At 52.8% G+C, this 18,777-nt stretch carries 11 protein-coding genes; 6 read left to right on the forward strand and 5 right to left on the reverse strand.

The window, feature by feature from the left end; genetic code table 11:
• Position 1: 1 nt before the first annotated feature.
• From ACTYOL_RS17070 to ACTYOL_RS17080, 3 genes are all read left to right on the forward strand, one after another.
• Positions 2-1,540, forward strand: coding sequence for a conjugal transfer protein TraG N-terminal domain-containing protein (locus ACTYOL_RS17070; protein WP_444756761.1), 1,539 nt, complete (start codon positions 2-4; stop codon positions 1,538-1,540).
• A gap of 824 nt (positions 1,541-2,364) precedes the next feature.
• Positions 2,365-2,730, forward strand: coding sequence for a DUF3085 domain-containing protein (locus ACTYOL_RS17075; protein ID WP_444756762.1), 366 nt, complete (start codon positions 2,365-2,367; stop codon positions 2,728-2,730).
• 702 nt (positions 2,731-3,432) lie between these two features.
• The gene (locus ACTYOL_RS17080) at positions 3,433-4,371 is read left to right on the forward strand and encodes an ArdC family protein (RefSeq protein ID WP_444756763.1); all 939 of its coding nucleotides are present in this window, start codon (positions 3,433-3,435) and stop codon (positions 4,369-4,371) included.
• Between the two features lie 81 nt (positions 4,372-4,452).
• On the opposite strand, the gene ACTYOL_RS17085 is transcribed toward ACTYOL_RS17080, so the two are convergent.
• Both ACTYOL_RS17085 and ACTYOL_RS17090 read right to left on the reverse strand, forming a co-directional pair.
• Positions 4,453-4,818, reverse strand: a complete 366-nt coding sequence (locus ACTYOL_RS17085; protein WP_051095762.1) for a histone-like nucleoid-structuring protein, MvaT/MvaU family — start codon at positions 4,816-4,818, stop codon at positions 4,453-4,455.
• A 127-nt stretch (positions 4,819-4,945) separates the two neighbouring features.
• On the reverse strand, positions 4,946-5,140 hold the full coding sequence (locus ACTYOL_RS17090) for a DUF7740 domain-containing protein (protein WP_444756764.1): 195 nt from the start codon (positions 5,138-5,140) through the stop codon (positions 4,946-4,948).
• A gap of 223 nt (positions 5,141-5,363) precedes the next feature.
• Between ACTYOL_RS17090 and mobH the strand changes: the two genes are divergently transcribed.
• From mobH to ACTYOL_RS17105, 3 genes are all read left to right on the forward strand, one after another.
• Positions 5,364-7,097 carry a MobH family relaxase gene (mobH, locus tag ACTYOL_RS17095; RefSeq protein WP_444756765.1) on the forward strand — a complete coding sequence of 578 codons (1,734 nt, stop codon included), beginning with the start codon at positions 5,364-5,366 and terminating at the stop codon, positions 7,095-7,097.
• Between the two features lie 415 nt (positions 7,098-7,512).
• Complete coding sequence (locus tag ACTYOL_RS17100; RefSeq protein WP_444756766.1) at positions 7,513-9,987, forward strand: sensor histidine kinase; 2,475 nt, start codon at positions 7,513-7,515, stop codon at positions 9,985-9,987.
• 2 nt (positions 9,988-9,989) lie between these two features.
• On the forward strand, positions 9,990-11,843 hold the full coding sequence (locus tag ACTYOL_RS17105) for a hypothetical protein (protein WP_444756767.1): 1,854 nt from the start codon (positions 9,990-9,992) through the stop codon (positions 11,841-11,843).
• Positions 11,844-12,072: 229 nt separating this feature from the next.
• On the opposite strand, the gene ACTYOL_RS17110 is transcribed toward ACTYOL_RS17105, so the two are convergent.
• From ACTYOL_RS17110 to ACTYOL_RS17120, 3 genes are read right to left on the reverse strand one after another with little or no spacing between them, the layout of a single operon-like run.
• The gene (locus ACTYOL_RS17110; protein ID WP_444756768.1) at positions 12,073-12,912 is read right to left on the reverse strand and encodes a hypothetical protein; all 840 of its coding nucleotides are present in this window, start codon (positions 12,910-12,912) and stop codon (positions 12,073-12,075) included.
• The gene (locus ACTYOL_RS17115) at positions 12,905-16,213 is read right to left on the reverse strand and encodes an ATP-binding protein (RefSeq protein WP_444756769.1); all 3,309 of its coding nucleotides are present in this window, start codon (positions 16,211-16,213) and stop codon (positions 12,905-12,907) included. The genes ACTYOL_RS17110 and ACTYOL_RS17115 overlap by 8 nt, the downstream gene beginning before the upstream one ends.
• The gene (locus tag ACTYOL_RS17120; RefSeq protein ID WP_444756770.1) at positions 16,203-17,129 is read right to left on the reverse strand and encodes a DUF4007 family protein; all 927 of its coding nucleotides are present in this window, start codon (positions 17,127-17,129) and stop codon (positions 16,203-16,205) included. Before ACTYOL_RS17120 ends, ACTYOL_RS17115 begins: the two co-directional genes overlap by 11 nt.
• Positions 17,130-18,777 lie beyond the last annotated feature (1,648 nt).

Below are 18,777 nucleotides of genomic sequence, written 5' to 3' on the forward strand. Positions count from 1 at the left end.
CATGAACATGAGCACCAACAGCTACCTTGAGTACTACCTGTCGCTGCTCGCCTGGATCATCAACAACGGCATCTGGAATACGCTGGCAGACACAGGACTGTTCGCCGTACCGTTTGGCGCGATCATCCTGCAGGAATGGCTATCCGCCCGCCAACAGGGGGCCGACGAGGGCAACAAGGGCTTGCTGTCGATTCCACGCGTCGAGAATCGGTTGTGGATGAGCTACGTGGTCATCCTGTTTAGCTGCATGCCGTTTTTCCCGTTGAACCTGTCCTCGGTGACCTTCGATGATGCGGCTAGCCAGCGCTGTGGTGTGTCGATGGCCAAGCCCGCCGACACGGCCTGGGGCACGACGTTCAACACCATCGGCGAGAAGTCAGCGAATGTGCCGGTGTGGTGGTTCCTTGTTCATGCCATGAGCAAAGGCATCACGGCCGCAGCCACCGCGTCGATCCCGTGCGCACCCGACATTCGCGCGATGCGCATGGAGATCGACAGCTCACGGATCAATGACCAGGTGCTGCTGCAGGAAGTCGCCGACTTCACCCGCGACTGCTACGGTTTTTCGCGCTCGCGGCTGTTCACCAATCGCCCCGAGCTGGACGAATCGCAGAGCTACGATGCGTCCTGGATCGGCTCGACGTATTTGCTCAACACGCCGGGCTATTACGACACGGATCGCTCGCGCACACCCCGGGTCGCTTGGCCGTACGACGAGACGCGGGATACCTCGCTGCCGCGGCTAGACAACGGCGCGGGCTTCCCTACCTGCAAGCAATGGTGGAGCGATGCCACGGTCGGGTTGCGTGATCGCCTGGTTGTCGAGGTCGATCCAAATCTACTCACTCAGTTGCGCGGCTGGCTGACCGGGCGGACCTCCACCGAAATCGAAGACGCCACCCTGCGAGAACTGGTGAGCCCGCGACAGCAGTCATTGAGCATGGCACCTGGTCAGGTGCTCCAGGAATATGGCAGCAGTGCCCGAGGTGGCTCATTGACGCAAGGGCTCAATAACCTTGCCACCAACACCGGCCTGGCCCTGGGTTCGTTCAGCAATTTCCCGGCGATGAATGCGCTGCGCGCAGCATTGCCGATGGTTCAGGCCTTCCTGATCATGGGCACGATCATCAGCCTGCCACTGGTGCTGCTGATTAGCACCTATCAGCTCAAGGCGCTGATGACGATCACGTTTGCGCTGTTCACGCTGCACATGCTGACGTTCTGGTGGGAACTCGCCCGATGGATCGACTCAAGTATGCTGGACACGCTGTACCACCAGGTCTCAGCTACGGATCAGACACTGTTGTCATTACCTACTGCAGGGTTCATGGATGGGACAGTCAGCGCGCAGGTGATCGAGTACGTGATGGGTGCGATGTTTTTGGTACTGCCTATGTTTTTTCTAGGCGTAATGAGCTGGGCAGGATACAACGTGGGCAGTGGGGTCCAGACGCTCTTCACTCGCGGATCAGAAGGTGCTCAGGTACAAGCCGGGAAAGGATCATCTCAGCTCATGTCGGGAGCCAAGAAGTTAAAATAACTAGTTACCTTGGAGCCCCATCATCGTCGTACATCTCTGGGTACCGACTTTGATGCTGGGGATGACTAACCTCATGAATACGAGGCTGTCTATCAGTACTAAGAGGTAACGCCGCAATGGTCCACACAGCCAACACTCCAATAGCCAGGAAAATTGCTACGGATGCCACAGCCAGCAAGAGGATCAACTTGAAAACCTGCATACCGACTCGCCGGTACCTGAACGGGACGGACGGCAAAATCGGGGAGTGCATAACTCTGGCTTCAAGCTGACTCACTAGGCGACCCGCACGGCCTGCGACACGAATCAAATATTTGCCGAAAGGAGTACGGTTGGACGTTAAAGAGGATGGAGTTGTCATATATTACCCTCCGTTTCCTTCTCCAGATTCGTGGCCAAACCGCTATAGGCAATTTGGATCCAAGCTTTAGCTTACTCCTCTCCCGCAGTTTTCCATGACCGTTGATCGCTTGAGTTGCGCTAATTATCGCCAGTGGCACTGCATGGATCGAAGCACACCATTCGAATGAAAATCACCCTTGACGCTATGCCCATCCGCTTGATAAACCAACTGTGCAATCGCTGGTTTTCCAGCACTCCAGGTAGCCTTAACCTTCAAGGCTACGTCACTACGGTGACGGTTATCCCCAAATGCGATTCGCGTTCGGCAGCTCGCATGGTTACCGCTCCCACGGTGATGAACGCTCTCTAATCCTCTGGCTCACCGAGCCTGCATCTTTGACGCGACCTTACTCAATCCATTCCAGTGCTGGGAATTCCCCCGCACGGGTGGCATTCCTCCGCACCCTCTGGAGGATCTCACCATGCTGCGTTTCACAGGCATTGAACTTCATGTCGTATTGGCCGAGGCCGGTATCAATGGCTGCAGGGTTATTTTGGCCAAGGACCACGGTGTCTATCTCATGTCCGAGGTTGGCGAGAACAAACCGGATGGGGGCGGCCGCAAACGCGTGGCCTATGCCATCGGCTGCAACCCTGACGTCGACGACTTCGATTCCTGGTGGAATCGCGCTCGAGACGAATTTGGTGGCGATGATTTCGCCGAGTACTTCGACATTGATGATCCTGTCCTAGCCAGTCTTCGCGGGACAGCAGGATCACTTGTGGTTGAAGCCACTTCCACCCACTTGTACTTGGCCGCCGAGGTTAACCCTGAGAGAAAATCTTGAAGGCTGCTGCAGGCTTTACCCGCGTCCAGAAGCCCCTCACAACGGGGCCTCTCTGGACGTATTTCGCACCACATTGCGGAGGATTGAAGAGTGCCGTTGGTCAGGCATTTGAGGTCGATTGCCCTCCTTGGATCGCTCTGGACAGACGCGCCCATGTGGGTTGCGGATTGGAGATTGACCTCCCCTCCGAGGGCGTTTTAATACATGCACGCTCCCTGCTCGCTGCGTAGCGAGCAGATCCACGCAGAACCCCTGCTGCGGGATCGCGGAATCCACTGCCCGGAGGTTCCAATGTTCAGGAACACCCCCTTCTCCACCGCCGTGGTGCTGAGCCCAGGCGTATGGCGACAGTTCGTTGGAGCCGCCACAGACAACGACTCCGCCAGGCAATCAGCGCAGCGCTTAGCGACCCTGCTCGACAGCGTCCTGACCTCAGCACCCCGTACTGTGCAGTGCCCGGTCGAGCTGAAGTGCCACTCCCCGCAGCGCGAAAACACATCACCTACGTCCGTCCCACCACGGTTACAGCTGGCTCGCATCACACCACGCAGCGGCCCGGCTTTCCTGTTCATCCGGCTGGCCGATGAGATCACGGTAGACATCGCCGCTCTCTGACCCCTCCAGCCCATCCACTGCCCCTTTCACCCCACCCGGGAACACTTCCCGGTCGGGCGGCGTTCCCCCTTCACAATGGAGAACGTCATGTCCGATATCTACCTGGACGTCACCAACAAGATCGTCAGTGCCCTGAGTCAAGGTGTGATCCCCTGGATCAAACCCTGGACCACCACAGGCTTAAAGGCTGACTCGCCTTTTCCCATCAACGCCATCACCCGGCGTCCCTACGCTGGCATCAACATTCCGCTGTTGTGGGCCGAGGCCCGTCTACGGGGTTTCCGCCAAGATCGTTGGCTCACGTTCAACCAAGCGCGCAAGGCCGGTGGCCATGTGCGCAAGGGCGAGCAATCGACCCTCGCCGTGCTGTACAAACCCATGAGCAAGGAAGCGCACGACGAGGACGGTCAGGTCGTTCGTGATGAACAGGGCAACATCAAGATGGTGCAATTCGCGCTCCTGCGCACGCACTGCCTGTTCAACATCGAGCAGACCGAGGGTCTACCTGACGAAGAACGAAGTCGCGACGAGAACGATGGACAAGCGGTCTTCATCGACCATGCCCCCGCCGAGCAACTGCTGGTCGCCAGTGGCGCCCGAATCGAGCATCGCTATGGCGATGACGCGTTTTATCAGCCAGTGCGTGATCTCATCCAGTTGCCCAGCAAGGCTCAGTTCGAGGACGTCGGCAGCTACTACGCGACGGCTCTGCATGAACTGACACACTGGTCGGGTCACCGCTCGCGTCTGAACCGCGAGGGCATCACCGGAGGGCATGCATTCGGCTCCGCAGCCTACGCCTTCGAGGAGCTAGTCGCAGAAATGGGCGCAGCGTTTCTCTGTGCGCTGACCGGTACCCAGGGTGCACTGCGCCACGAGGAGTACCTGGCGTCCTGGCTGAAGATCCTCAAGGAGGATAAGCGGGCGATCTTCCGCGCCAGCGGCCAGGCCCGTGAGGCCTCCGAGTACCTGTTGGCACTACAGTCCGATCAGGCCACTGAAACGACTGAGCGACTAACAGCGTGACACTTTCAGCAAAAAGGCCCCATGATCGGGGCCTTTATTTTGCCCGTTGTAGGGCATCCGCTGCTGAGTCTGAGCAGTCGATTACTGCAGCCAGCCCTCGACAGTGTCCGAGCCGTGCTCCTGCTTCCACTGCTTGAGGATCTTGTGGTTGCCGCCCTTGGTTTCGACGACTTCACCGCTGTGTGGATTCTTGTAGCGCTTGACTTCACGCGGCTTGCGCTGAACGCCAGTAGAGGAGCTGACTGCAGTCACGCTCACGCCCTTGGACGGGTCCAGAATGGTGATTACCTGACGCAAGTTCATGCCGTACTCTTCCAGCAAGGCCTTGAGCTTTTGTTCAAACTCGATTTCCTGCTTCAGGCCGGAATCGTTTTTCATCGCATCCAGCTGTTGAAGTTGGGCAGCCAGTTGAGCTTCCAGTGCTTTGAATTCGGCAAGTTTGGACATGTGCAATTTTTCCTAGGGTTGAGGCATGTGAGGTGATAGTACCTGAGACACAACTACTAGCCGAGCTTTAATTCTCCCTTCAGATAACTTTTCATTCTTCAGAATTTACACACATGTATGTGACTGCTCAGTCCGGCAAGAACTGGCAAAGGTGACCTACTAGTTCCCGAGGCGCGGGGCTGTTGCCAACCTTGAACAACATATCGCGCTGACTGCGTGGCAGCTTTTTCGCACAGCGCTTGGCTGCTGATCGAATGGCAGCATCCGTACCATGAATTCGATCCGCCAGTAGCACGATCAAAACGGCATCGCTCAACGTCATCAGGCCACCTGCCCTAAAAATGATGCCGAACAGTCTACCCCCCGAAAAAAGGACAGGCCATTCCAATCCAGCATCTAACCCGATGCGCCAGACTTCGTATTTTCGCGTTCGCAAAAAGGCCCAAGGGGGGTAAAGGGTAACGGCGGCAATGGAAGGGGGCACAAGGGTAAGAGGCCTATCCGAAAAGGCAAAAGGACCTTCTGAATGCAAAGCAGGTAACACAATGAAGCGCTGGTGGTTCAAACATCAAAAAGGGGGTGCCGCAGAGCCCGCGCTCGCTCCAGCGCCCAAGGGCTTCCTCCTCCCGCTATCCTCTGAGTCCCTGCTCTGTGCCGATCACCGGAAAAAGCTGCTCGAGCGCATCTGGCAGTACACGGCGCTCTCCGAGCCTCAGTTCGATCAACTCTACCTCGAGCCGATCCGCCGTTACGCCAGCTATGTACAGCAACTCCCCGCCAGCGAAAGTCACCACCATGCCTATCCAGGTGGCATGCTGGACCATGGATTAGAACTGGTGGCCTGTAGCCTAAAGCTGCGCCAGTCGTACTTGCTTCCCAGCGGCGCGGCTCCGGAAGACCAGGCCGCGCAGGCCGACGCCTGGAGCGCGGCGATTGCCTACGGCGCCCTGCTCCACGACATTGGCAAGATTGCCGTCGACCTACAGGTTGAGTATCAGAATGGCGTGGTGTGGCACCCCTGGCACGGCCCTTTGAACCTGCCCTACCGCTTTCGCTACGTGGCCGGTCGCGACTACCAACTGCACGGCGCCGCGACGGGACTGCTGTACACGCAAATTTTGGCGCCCCGTCTGCTCGACTGGCTTAGCCACTACCCGGTATTGTGGGGCCACTTGCTCTTTCTACTAGCCAACCACTACGAGCACGCCGGCACTCTCGGAGAGTTGGTACTTCAAGCAGACCGGGTGTCCACCGCACAGAACATCGGGGCCAATCCCAGCAAAGCCTTGCAGTCACCTAAACACTCACTACAGCATCACCTGCTCACAGGCCTGCGACACCTGGCTAAGAACGAGTTCAAGCTCAACCAGCCCGGCGCCGCCGGCTGGCTCACCCAGGACCATCTGTGGCTGGTCAGTAAAATTGCCACTGACAAGCTCCGGGCCTACTTGCTGGCACAGGCGGTGGATGGCATCCCTTCCTCCAACATCGCCTTGTTCGATGAGCTGCAGTCACATGGATTGGTGGATGCGACACCTGAGGGCAAAGCGGTGTGGAACGCCACCGTCGCAGACAAGAACTGGCAGCATCGTTTTACTTTCCTCCGCCTGCAACCGAGCCTGATTTGGGCCAATGAACCCCGCCCAGATAGCTTTAGTGGCACGGTAGAGACGATGATGGATCATCCCCCGTCAACCAACGAAGCAATTACGACAGACCCTGACGCTTCGCAAAATACCTCGGACGAAGAGCAACCGAGCACAGCGCTCTGGAGTCAGGATTTCGACTACCTCTACGACATCTTGAACACGCTGCAAGAGCCAGGCGAGCCCGAAAGTGGATCAGATACGGACAAGGTGTCGTCCGCCAGTGCGCCACCCCAGGATGCCTCGGGATTGGCCTTTCTCGAATGGCTGCGCGAGGGAGTTAGCAGTCATCACTTAGTAGTCAATGACAGCAAAGCTAAGGTCCACACAGTGGAAGGTACTTTCTTTCTGGTCACGCCGGGCATTTTCCAACGCTACGCGTCCGAGCATCCAGAGCTGGCGGATGCAGATCCTAAAAGCGAAGCGTGGCGATTTCTCCAACGTCAATTTGAAAAACTGGATGTTCATCTGAAAAAACCCAATGGCCAGAATATTTGGACTTGCCAGGTAAGAGGGCCTCGTAGAACTACAGTCCTCAACGGTTACCTTCTGCGTGATTCAGAAGCTGTAACTGCAGCGCCTCCGGAAGATAACCCTTACCTCACATTGATCAGGACGACTGCAGCTTCATGATTCATATACTCAACAGCCTTAGCCTGCTAGCGATGACTAACGGACTGCTACATCCAGAGTAAACGACCTGTCTGGCTAGGGCGATACTGAAGGCTATGCTTCAGTACGGAAACGCTCTGTGCGATACGGGCGATAGGCCAGGTCAAGCCCTCCAGCACTCGGTAGGAAAACTCGGAAAGCGCGAGCAGCTGACGCCTCCGGCTACGTAACAGACAATAACCACTGATTTCATGTGGATTACCTGTCATCGCTTAGAATCACGATGCTCTCGCGGACCAGGCTGCGAATTCAACACGTTGAGTCCAACGCAGGCAACCATTGTGACCATGACATCATCATGGCATTATTTCCAAGTGCTAATCTGAAGGGACATTCATCGTGCGTCTATGGTGGTTTTTCTGGCTTGTCGGAGTGAATGGATGAAACTCATGTCTCTCCAAACTCAAATTGCACCCATCAACATCTATTCAAGGATTTGAATCAAGTGGCAATTTTTTCGGTAGCTGCCAGGACATTAGTGCATCTTGGCGCAGAGTTAATTACCTCTGACGAGGTAGCGATTAACGAACTCATCAAAAATGCGTTTGACGCTGAATCTCCTAGAGTAAAAGTTGATATCCACATCCCCGTACCTCACTCAGTAATAGATGAAAGCATAAATAAGATAAGCAAAAGCATAGACACCCCCACATTTCAAACAGCGGTCGCTGACATAAGAAAAAAAATCACCAACCAAATCACGGACACCAACGAAACTCAAAGAGTATTAGAGTTACTAGGGAAAATTGATTGCAACCCCACAAAAGAAAACGCAACAAAAGTAATTGAGTCAATTAACTACATATCAATTGAAGATACAGGCTGCGGAATGGATGCCAATACGCTTGAATCTGTATTTCTAGCAATTGGAACGCCTTCCAAACTGGCCACCAACAACTCCAAGGATCTTAGTCGTAAAATCCTAGGAAACAAAGGTATAGGCCGCTTAGCAATGATGCGCCTCGGCGACAATGCCAATGTAACATCTTGGACTAAAGGCGGACAAGCACACGAAATAAACTTCGACTGGAGATTATTCGACGATCCCACAAAAGACATAAACGACATAAGCCTTGAGATAAAGCCGAGTACTCGCCCTCGCCAAACCGAGTCGGGAACGGTAATCACAATCTCGGCATTGAAGAGCCATTGGACGGATGAAAAAGTCAGGAATAAATTAATTGGCGATTTCCTCCGCCGCCTGCAGAATCCATTTGTAAAGCCTGAGGAAAAGCGTGAAGCATCAGCCAAAAATTTACAAACTCTCACTAACGAAAAGAAAAAACCGTCAGGCTTTCCTATCGATGTCCATGTAAATGGTGGCGCTCGTATCCCCATCGAGGGAATGAAGAAATTACTAACAGATCTCGTTCAAACCGACATGGAACTTGAATTCGACCCGAGCGAGCTTGACGAAAGCAACGGCTCTGTACTTCGAACGGAGCTAATCGATTACCAACGCGGAAACGAACCTGAAGTAACTATAAGAACAACAGCAGAACTTACACATGCATTGTCTACTACCGCAGTCGCGCTAAAAAAAATTGGCCCCATCCGAGCAACGATTCGCTGGTTCAATCGTGACCGCCTTCGCCAGCAAGCTACTTTACATGGTAATTGGAAGGCAGCAAAAGCCGAGCTCGACATATGGAGCGGTGGTATAGCAATTTATCGCGATGGCTTTCGCGTAGGGTTTTCAGGACAATCTACAGGCGAAGACTGGTTGGGCCTAGATAGCTCAGCGCTTAAACGCGGAGGATTTGCAGTCAACCGAATACAAACAGTCGGCGCATTAGAAATTTCCAGAGCAGAAAATCCTGGTTTAGTTGACCGCTCAAACCGTGAAGGTCTTATCGAATCCTCTGAAGCGAACCTCGTCCGTGAGATGCTAACAAAATTCGCGATTGATGAGCTTCGGCGCTACATTGAACATGAAGGGCAAGAAGATAAAAAAGCAAGACTCGATAATATTGTCGAAAGCGCCCCAGCCACAATAAGGGCAAGAGTCCTTCAAGCCGAACAGGGCTTGACTGACATTCGTTCAAAGGTTTCACCCGAGGTCCAAGGGTCTGTTCAGTCAATTGCGGATCATCTTCACTTCATAAAAAACGAGGTCACACGATTTGAAGAAGCAAGCAAACTAGCTGGAGAGCGCCGTGAAGACATACTTGAACTGGCCGGCGTTGGAACAGTCATGTCGGGCGTATTACACGAGCTAACTAGAACAACCGGCCATACTAGACAGCTGATGCAAAAGCTTTCTAAAGACGAATCTCCGCAAACTAAAGCACTACTCGGAAAGCTAGACGCAGAAATTAAAGCAATTAACACCCGATTACGTCAACTAGACCCGCTCACCCCATCCGGCAGGCATCGAAAAGAAATATTTGACCTATCAGCATTGCTTAACACTATAATTGAAGGCTATGCAGCCCGCTTTGAACGCCACGAAGTAAACTGCAAACTAATTATCTCCAACGAACCAGAACTTCGCCCAGTTAAAGTAAACATGGTTCGTGGCTTTGTAAGCTTAGCAATCGAGAATTTGATCACGAACTCCATATACTGGGTACAACAAGGCGCTAAAGCTGGCAGAACCGAAAGATGCATTACAATAGAGCTTGACCCAGAGTCCCGAACGTTAACTCTAAGGGACAATGGCCCTGGAATTTCACCTGCTGATAAAAACAGAATATTCACGGCTGGCTTTTCACTAAGGCCGCGCGGTCAAGGTCTCGGGCTTTTTATTGCTGCCGAGGTCGCCACTTATCACGAAGCAAAGCTTGTATTGGATTCAGCGGACGATGACGGCCGCTTTCGAGGCTTTGTACTTGAGCTTCCCAAGGAATAGGTATGGATCTAAAAAAATCCCTGCATGAGGCAAAAGTTATCAAAATTGCTATTATTGATGATGACTTGTCTCAAGACATTAGTACCGCAGATCTCCTCTCCATCGACGGCGACATTGCCGCTCTTCTTGGGGACCCCCATGACCCTGACTACGAAGCCTATGCTGGCGTTTTGAACAAGCATGGCCTGGACATAGAAACGATCCCCGATCCTGCTACACCGCTTTCTGATAAAGCTATATGTGAGGAGGCACCAACTCGGTTAAGTGACGCCGTTCGTAAAGTGCTTGAGGCCCGCTATGACAGCGCCGCACCGGTAAGGCGCGTGCATGGTTTACTGGAGGCCGTAGGGGTACCGGCGGAGAATATTCACTTCTACTCATCCCCCTTCATCCCTGAAGATAGATTATACGACCTAATAATAGTCGACTACTACCTAGTCCAGAACTCGAACCAGCAAACACTCCCTTTTATAGATTCCGCAATAACTGCACACAAAGATTGCGAAAATCCGCTGCAAGTCATATTAATGTCAACTCATGTCACCCAACTGCAGTCAGAGTTTCGCACTATCCGCCCGCTACTTAAAGCTTCCAGCTCTAGAATGCGCATCATGGGCAAACCCATGTCTGATGATGATTTGATCCATTGGAAGACTGCGCTATTCCAACTGACATCCGACAGACCATTCATTTCAGCAGTCGAAAATTTTGTGAGCGAGACATCAAAAGGGTTAGAACTCGCAGCTCGAGACCAGGCGAATAAGCTTTGGGAGCTAGACTTGCAAGCCATGGATATACTCCACGAAGCAGCAACATTGGACAATGACGATTTTTGCCGATATGTAGAAGAATGTATAAGCCGTCACTTGCTGACGGCACTGGAGTCGTACACTGGGATCCGTAACTCGCTTCTCACACTTGGCGACTCCTTAATGGAGCACCGCAATACAAATGTCATTGCACCGGTGGCCGAAATAGGTGATTCTCGAGCAGCTATCAGAGGGCTGATGAGAAGTATGGAGTGGCGCGGTGGACAAGGTCTCGACCATACCACTTACCCTGTTCACTCTCCAGCCCTAAACAAGGCGCAATGGCTAAAGAAAAATCTTCGCTTTGGTATGGTGTTACGTTCGAACGATGGTAGAGAGTGGCTTAATCTCACACAAGCATGTGATCTTGCTCAAGCCAAAGAGGATGCATTCGACAAGGTATCATTACTACTTGTGAGCGGAGTTCGTTCGCGCCCTCTAAGTCAAGAAAAAAATCAAGCAGTAGTCTATCTCAGCTCGACAGCTACCGACACAGAAACTGAAACACTGGGATGGAACCTAAGAAACATCCGAACGCCGACAATACAAGAGCTTGCTGAAGACTTTGTAAACGGGTGGACCTCTGTAGGAGAGCTTCGCCTCGACCAAGCTCAAAGTATCGCAGCCACATATAGCTCGAGAGCGTCGAGAGTTGGACTTCAACGAAGGTTAAGTAGCTGGCACTTACAAGGCACTGCCATATTAGCAGGCACGCTATCGGATGCTGACCCTGCAGAGTCACTTGGAGGCACGCCTTTAACAGGGCACGCTATGAACAGAGGAAGTTCAGATGAACTTCATATTGATCAAGCAAGCCTAAGCTCAGTAATAGAAGCATTTCCAGACTCAATTAATGAAGAGCTACTCCGCGCATATATGGGGGTACAGCTTAAGGCCGGCAACAAAATCACAAGCGAAACCTTACTGGTTTACTGCAAAGACAAACCTAGCACCATGGGCGATTTAAAAATTTTCATTAACCATGAAAAATGGTTAACCAACGGACAAAATAAAGCAAAGATTATATTAGCAGTTTGGCACGCGTAGGAGCTCCTACCATGTAAGGGGCGGAGCTTTGGTAAATATGTTTAAAATTGCCCGCCCCCTTAACGCTAGCCTGATCTACAACTTTTTTGCAAACACTCCCAGTGTATCGTCTCTGATTTGGCAGGCACCTCCAAGCCTCATAATAAGGTCCAAATAGGAGGCACCATGAATCTTCCGCTTGCGGCGAGATCTTGGTCGACGGTAATCGCAGCATGCATCTCATAGGCCTCTATTTATGACAAACGTTACAGCCTCCATCAGCTTCATCAATCCCATAGATATCATCAATGTCCATATTATCTTCCCATGGACGGAGAGGGTTTCTTGACCGACGGGCTTTGGTACGTAATTTTCGCGCCTCGTACTCCTTACGGATTGCAGCGACACGTGTTGGTTTCTCTAAATCAGAGAGCGGCTCACCTTTAGACCAGGTAAAAGGTGACCCGTGATCCAAAGCAGTCTTCTCCAGCGCCTTAGCCTCTTCAAAGGCATCAGGGTGACGCTCGCGCAGTCGGACCCATTCAATTTTTTGCTGGAAGAAACAAAATGTGCATCCGCTGCGACTTCTCCACTCGTAATACTCAGGCAGTCCGACACCAGAGGATTCCAAGATCTCGATGACGCCGGGCTTATCTATTCCCTCCTCGCGGAAGGGAAGCACCACTTTAAGGCTCTCATGCTTAGAGGCATACCCTTCGCGATAGTCCTCATCAGATCTGATGGCAACGTAAGAGAAAACCTTCTCACCTGCCGCTAGCATCGGCCGAGTCCACTCCTCGAAAGGTGCAAGCTTCAATTGCCGCGTACACCAGCGTGTCTGAGGTGAAGGAAGAAAATTGTTGTACTCCCTTAACCAGAACTCAAAATCCCTCCTGGGATTCAGTCTTAAGATTGGCTTACCTAGGAATCCTTCAAGCCGCCCTAGAAAATCCTGTACCTCTGGCAGCTCCTCTCCAGTGTCGGTGAAGAAATATTCGATATCCAATTCGGGCCTTGTCTGGCGGATGTATACCGCTAAAGCAGCGCTATCACGCCCCCCAGAAAGACCCAAGAGATGCCGCTCACGCATGTCCTGGTCCTTCGTTCACGATTGTGGATCCGGCCCGGGCAATAGCTGCGAGGAGCAGATCACCCTCAAGCCCGGAGCTACGCAGTAACTCTAGGACCTTTGTGGCTGCATCTGAAACTATCTCTCTATCTCTGCCGGCAACCTCAAAGGTTTTGTTGACCACATCTGAAGAACCACCGGAGCCAATTACAATAGAGAAGGCCTCACGCCCTGGTGCTCTGCCGTTAACCGCGATCAGCGCTTCGGCTTTTCTGAAAGCGAGCGATAGATCTGCTACAGCAATCAGGGCGGCGTCCACATCTAAATCGGTCCAATCGCGCGGGGGCTTTTTCGCTGCCAAACTCAGGATTTTATCCATCCCCAAAACCGTGCCATCCCGTTCTTGCAAGCGCAGAGCAAACCCCTCAAGCCGAAGATCTCCAGTAGCTTTGGACACGTAACTAGCACGCTCCCTGAGTTCGGGATCATCTCCTTCCTTAGCGTCAATGGCTTCAGCGAGCCGGTTATCTACTTTCCTCAGCATGGCTGGAAAGGCATCCGTTAGCTCCAACAGAGCGCTTTCTAGCTGAGCACCATCCCGTACCGAGCCATCCTCAAAAACTCTTGGTAGATCTACGAACAGCAATTGATGCGGATCAGATGCTTTCACCAAAAGATCGCGGACAGCACGTGCAAGCCCCGACAGCTGTTGAGTACGCCGTGTCCACAAAGGTTGACTGAAAAGCACCTTTACGAGTGCTCTGGCAATATCTAGAGGAGATTCGGAAGTAGCTTCAAAGCCACACTTATTCAGTACGGCCGAGATAGTTTTAAGCTGCTGTGCTTTTTCAAGATCTTCATCAACCCATCGCAGCGCGAAACGGCCGGGGTCTTGCAGCATTTCGTCCACATCAACGTCTGTAAGCCGAGGCTCAAATATTCCGTCCCGATAGATAGCAATCTTGTCAGAGTGAGCGAGCATGAACGCAACGGCGAGCACTGGGAGCATCCCACTTTTCACTCCATAGGGAGCACCGCTCCAAAGGGTGTAAAGCTCTCTCACCTCTACACGACCGACAATTTGGCTGGCGAGTTTCTTGAGTGCTGCGCTCCACAGGGGATGGAAATTCCTCTTGTTGCTAGCTTTAGGCGCCTGGAAACCCCAAACCCCTTGCTTATCCAAGCAATGGAGTTCAGTTGAGGAAAGAAGTGTTTCGTACAGCCCCCGCTCGGCAGGATAACCCTCGATACCTAAGCATTCCTCATGTGTATTTTGGACCATACGATGGAGCAGATCACGGCGTGCTTTCACGCTATTGCTGGATAAGGCATCTCTGTTTACGAGCTCACTCCACACTCTTGGGGCAGAGCTGAATGTTCGAGCGGACACGTCCGAGGCAAGTGATGACAGGCTAGCAGGCCTTACGAACAGCCCCTCATACAGCCACTCGGCGCGTGCGACTGCCTCGCGCAACGCTTCCTCAATTGCTCCCTTTACAGAGGATAACCGCGCAGCCACCTCTCGCCTAGCAACCGAGTCCCCCTCCAATTCAGGGCTGCTCTCGTATACCAGTCGCAGTGACATAAGCTCAGCACCAAGGTCTGCTATGAGCTCGTGGTTAGGCGGAATGCCGAAGAACAGCGTCCTCTTTGAGTTGCTCTGCAGCTTGCTCAAGGTCCTGGTCACATCTTCCACCGTGGACGCACGTTCAGGGAGCACCAATGCCAGCCTGCCAAACTCTCCACCATCGGGTTCGTAACTTTTCGACAATCGCTCTGCTTCTTGCACAGAATGCATAGTCACTCCTAACCACCGGAACGTACCAGTGGAGTGGTAGTGACGCTTGGCGATAATCGGATTTAAACTCGCCATCGCCGTCAATGCTTTCGTGTCAGCCTCCACGAATGTAGCCCGAGCTTTCGCCACTTCCTGATCGATATCGAAGTCGCTGCCTTCGAAAATGGTCCAGGCCCCGAGATGAGTTCGATAGAGTGCAACGCGCCATGTCGCCAAACGCTCCATAGCCCGTGTTATGTCAGCTTTTGAATAGCCAGACAAAACGGTGTGCAGCACGGCCTCATCTGCCGCGAGTCCCGAAACACTGCGGAACATATCGATTAACGCAAGCGCTTTGGCCAGTGAAATTTCTGTCTCTGTGGCTCCCTTGGATGCAGCGCGCTCTACCGCCTCAACAGCCTGTGCCCAGCGGTGGCCGTCAGGAGAGGCCAGGATCGCCTGTTCAAGATTTGCTCTCAGGTAATCCCAAAAAAGGTCTGGTCCATAAAGCGACTGCTGATCCCAACTCGAAATAAAATCTTGGAAGCCGTGAGGCTCAAGCGATGTTAGGAAACCAAATACGCTTCGCTCATTTTGACCAAACTGCCGCCGAGAAGCAGGTCCGAGCAGCGCTGCAGTAACTGGATGAAGTGGCCAGCATTTATCAAGGAGAGCTCCCATACCACGTCCTACTGCAGGACGACGGCCAGAAATGGCAGTTCCAATCGTGTTGCTCATCTCGACTGTATTTGGATGAGCAATTTCACAGTGGATCGCTCTTCCTATCAGCTCAACTACTTCATCACCCGTGGCAACGAAAGAGACATCCGTGAACCGCCCTTGGACTTTAGCCCACTCATCTCTTGCCTCAATGCCGAGGCGGGATGCGTATTGTCGGAATGCTTGGTGGAGAATGCCCAATACAACCAGTTTTCCCTGGCTTCGAGCCGCGACTTCCGCCAGATCTTGGAAGAAGTGCACATCGTCACCGCCGGCGGCCGACGCCTCAAGCAGTTTCCCCATTTCGTCGACGATTAGAAGTACGCCGGCACGGCCATCGCCCTCTGCCTCGCGAACCAAAGTATCTATCAACTCATCTGAGTTACTAACTGTTTCGACTCGCCCGGTAGCCTTACTAAGCGACTTGGAAAGCTCTGCGAGAACACTGCTGCGACGTCCAACAACCGGAATTACAAGCCAATTGCCATCATCAGTGTTAAACGCCTCTCTAAATGAGGGAACCTCACCAACGAAGCATTCCGACTTTTTACGCAAAGATTCATCATCGGCGATCGCAGCAGCCAGGACGAGAGCCAGAGACGACTTCCCTCCTCCATATGGACCTGTCCAAGTGAACGCGCGTTGACTACTGCCAACAATCTGTCGCGTCATAATCGAAAGCGCCTCACGCGCGGTCTCGGTCAGCACATAGCCGTCCAAAGCGTCATGCCGTCCGAGGTCTGCATCTATGCGGACTGAGCGCCGATAATGTCGTTCGATTCTCACTGGCGCGGGCTCGAGCAAAACATCAGACTCAACGGACATAGGACTCTCTCAACAATTTGGACATCATCAGTTCACATTCAAAATTGCCGCGGTAAACCTGACGTAGGCCTGACGTATCAGACCATCGCAGCTTCCCGTCAGTAAGCTCGCTCAAAGTGAAAAGGCGTTCCGCTACTGACTCCTCATCGAGCTTGAAAACTCGACCAGGAGAGCCCGGCGCGTAGGCGGCGGTTTCAAATGTGAGAGAAGATTCACCTGCCCGGTGCCGCTGCCAAAAATCTAGGAGGGCCCATGTGAAGAAAGCGTCGGTAAGTGTTGATTTAGGCCCGCGCCGGAAAGAGAAGACGCCCTTCCGCTCCTCTTGGAGCAAACCGAGCTCAGCAAGCATTGGCTCAGCGGCTTCTTCAACCGAGGACATTACGGATCTAGGAGCATATCCGCGCAAGCAGGTGTCCATATCACGACTCAGGGTTGCGCTAGACAGCTTCCTTCCACCAGAAATGGCTTGAGCAAATTTGGTAAGTGTAGGAAGCGCTTCGTCTCGACTGAATGATTGCGAGGTGAAGACATTGAAAAGCCAATACCACGTAGTCGAGCGGCTCCCGCGACCAGCCAAGCACCAATGTGCATACCATGCGGTAGTAGGATTCTCAGAGAATGGATCCAAACCCTCATCAAGGAAGATTTCTCTACCTGTAGGACTGAGCTGGAAATTTCGTCGTGACTCATCCTCCACCAAGACATCACACGCTAGTGCCCAATGCTTGATAGCCGCAACCATATTTCGGCCCACGCCGAACTCTGCGATAGCCTTATCGTCGGTGAAAGTGGTTTTGGGCACGAGCCCATCCGTATCTGCGCGCTCAACCGCTTTTTTTAGCCACATCTGACGAAGCGGGAACGTCTCATGCCCAGAAAAATGGGCGTCTATCTTGCCATCGTGCATCGAATTCATTGGCCCCATCCCAAAACTGCTTACCCTTTCCAGTGCCAGAGGTCCGGCCTGGAGGACCCATCCAGTCGTCCAAGGTGATAAGGGCGCATTGTATAGCTGAGATCTTTCTATGTCTCTCCAAAAGCAGATCCCGATACCCGCCTAACGGCCCTAGCACCCACTGCATGCTGCAATGGAGACCTCTGAGCAGAGCCAACCAATCTCTGTACAAGATGGCAGACAGCCTACTGCGGCGAGATTCGCGCAATTGGGGAAGGACGAGACCATTACCTGCCTTGCTCTGGCCTGAGGCCGTGAAGGCTATCAGATCACGAGCGATGCGAATTCCAGGCTAATGTGGGTCACAACCGCTGCGCCCTGCCACTCTAGGCCAGACGTATTCGGCAATGGAATCTACTCGAGCCCTATATTTTCTGCTCCTAAAAAACTGAAAACATGAAAACCAGTCACCGATAGTTGACTGGATCCATTTTCGGGACTGGAACGGAACAAACCAAAAATTCGGACCGCTGTAAGCCATGCAAAAAAAGAATGAAGGACACAAACTATGCTATTTTTCGCCCCCGAACCAGTGAAGCCAAGGTAGTCTCAAAATTCTCTGTTTGCACCACATCTAGCGGTGTGCGCCCTTTCAACATATCGTCTGGTTTAGTAAGCAGACGATAGATTTCCCAAGCTTCGAGTTTAGGCAAGGACTTGAAGATTGCGAGAACCAACTTGAGCTTCAGCGGATCTAGCTACCAGTCAGGAATACGCTGGCTACGATTCCCCAAGCTAAGTGACAGCAGACGTCGCGCCTTGATATCACGGTTGATTTGATCTCGCGATTTTCCGGCCAGACGCGCAAAATACAGGAGAGGCAGACCCACGATCAGAGGACTCTCCCCACACATCAATTGCATTCAGCATTCTGGAGGACATCAAGGCATCGCCATTGCCGTCCTGCCGAAAAGCCATTGTCGTTGCCGACAAAACATCCGATGCGCTTACCATTCACGAGCAGTTGCTGAGGTTGTTGCAAGAAAGCAACTCCCCCGAGACATCCTCGATGATCCTGGGGCGGTATCTCACACCCTTGAGGACAAAGGCCGACAGGCCATCGACCATTTCAATAACGACAGCACCCCGACCTCGGTGCTCGTCATGCCGCGTGACATGCTAATAGGCACGGATCTGCGGAATGCGGACACGGCCTATATCACCACCCGAGTCGACACCATGCTTCAGCATAAGATCGCCAGCCTTCTGGGACGCAAGGCCCCCTCCCGGAACGACGGGTCGTTGACTTCGGCGGCAATGAATGGTTTCCCCCCTAAAGAACAGCCCCCAAAAATCCAGCTCCCTATAGCAAAAGCACCCACAAAAATTGGATTTTCCGAGGGTATCGTCGCCCTGGACAACGGTATCTACAAGGTCCGGTTCGCCCACAGCTACAAGGCTCACTGGTGGGTGGTCCCGTGTCCTTGGGAGACACAGTGAGGCTTAATAAGCATCCGCCTGAGTGATGCAAGCGATTTTCCAAGTAGGGGCATAAGTAGGGGTATTTTTCTGATGCCCAGAACTTTCGATGCCCATAAAAAAATCCAGCCACCGCTAAGTGACTGGATTCTTTGGAGTTTTTTGGTCGGGACGGAGTGATTCGAACACT

The sequence above is a fragment of the Pseudomonas sp. A014 genome (assembly GCF_052378495.1).
Lineage (GTDB): Bacteria > Pseudomonadota > Gammaproteobacteria > Pseudomonadales > Pseudomonadaceae > Aquipseudomonas > Aquipseudomonas machongensis.

Coding starts and splice junctions, on each gene's coding strand:
- ACTYOL_RS17070 (WP_444756761.1), top strand. CDS start 2: ATGAACATGAGCACCAACAGCTACCTTGAGTACTACCTGTCGCTGCTC.
- ACTYOL_RS17075 (WP_444756762.1), top strand. CDS start 2,365: ATGCTGCGTTTCACAGGCATTGAACTTCATGTCGTATTGGCCGAGGCC.
- ACTYOL_RS17080 (WP_444756763.1), top strand. CDS start 3,433: ATGTCCGATATCTACCTGGACGTCACCAACAAGATCGTCAGTGCCCTG.
- ACTYOL_RS17085 (WP_051095762.1), bottom strand. CDS start 4,818: ATGTCCAAACTTGCCGAATTCAAAGCACTGGAAGCTCAACTGGCTGCC.
- ACTYOL_RS17090 (WP_444756764.1), bottom strand. CDS start 5,140: ATGACGTTGAGCGATGCCGTTTTGATCGTGCTACTGGCGGATCGAATT.
- mobH (WP_444756765.1), top strand. CDS start 5,364: ATGAAGCGCTGGTGGTTCAAACATCAAAAAGGGGGTGCCGCAGAGCCC.
- ACTYOL_RS17100 (WP_444756766.1), top strand. CDS start 7,513: ATGGATGAAACTCATGTCTCTCCAAACTCAAATTGCACCCATCAACAT.
- ACTYOL_RS17105 (WP_444756767.1), top strand. CDS start 9,990: ATGGATCTAAAAAAATCCCTGCATGAGGCAAAAGTTATCAAAATTGCT.
- ACTYOL_RS17110 (WP_444756768.1), bottom strand. CDS start 12,912: ATGCGTGAGCGGCATCTCTTGGGTCTTTCTGGGGGGCGTGATAGCGCT.
- ACTYOL_RS17115 (WP_444756769.1), bottom strand. CDS start 16,213: ATGTCCGTTGAGTCTGATGTTTTGCTCGAGCCCGCGCCAGTGAGAATC.
- ACTYOL_RS17120 (WP_444756770.1), bottom strand. CDS start 17,129: ATGAATTCGATGCACGATGGCAAGATAGACGCCCATTTTTCTGGGCAT.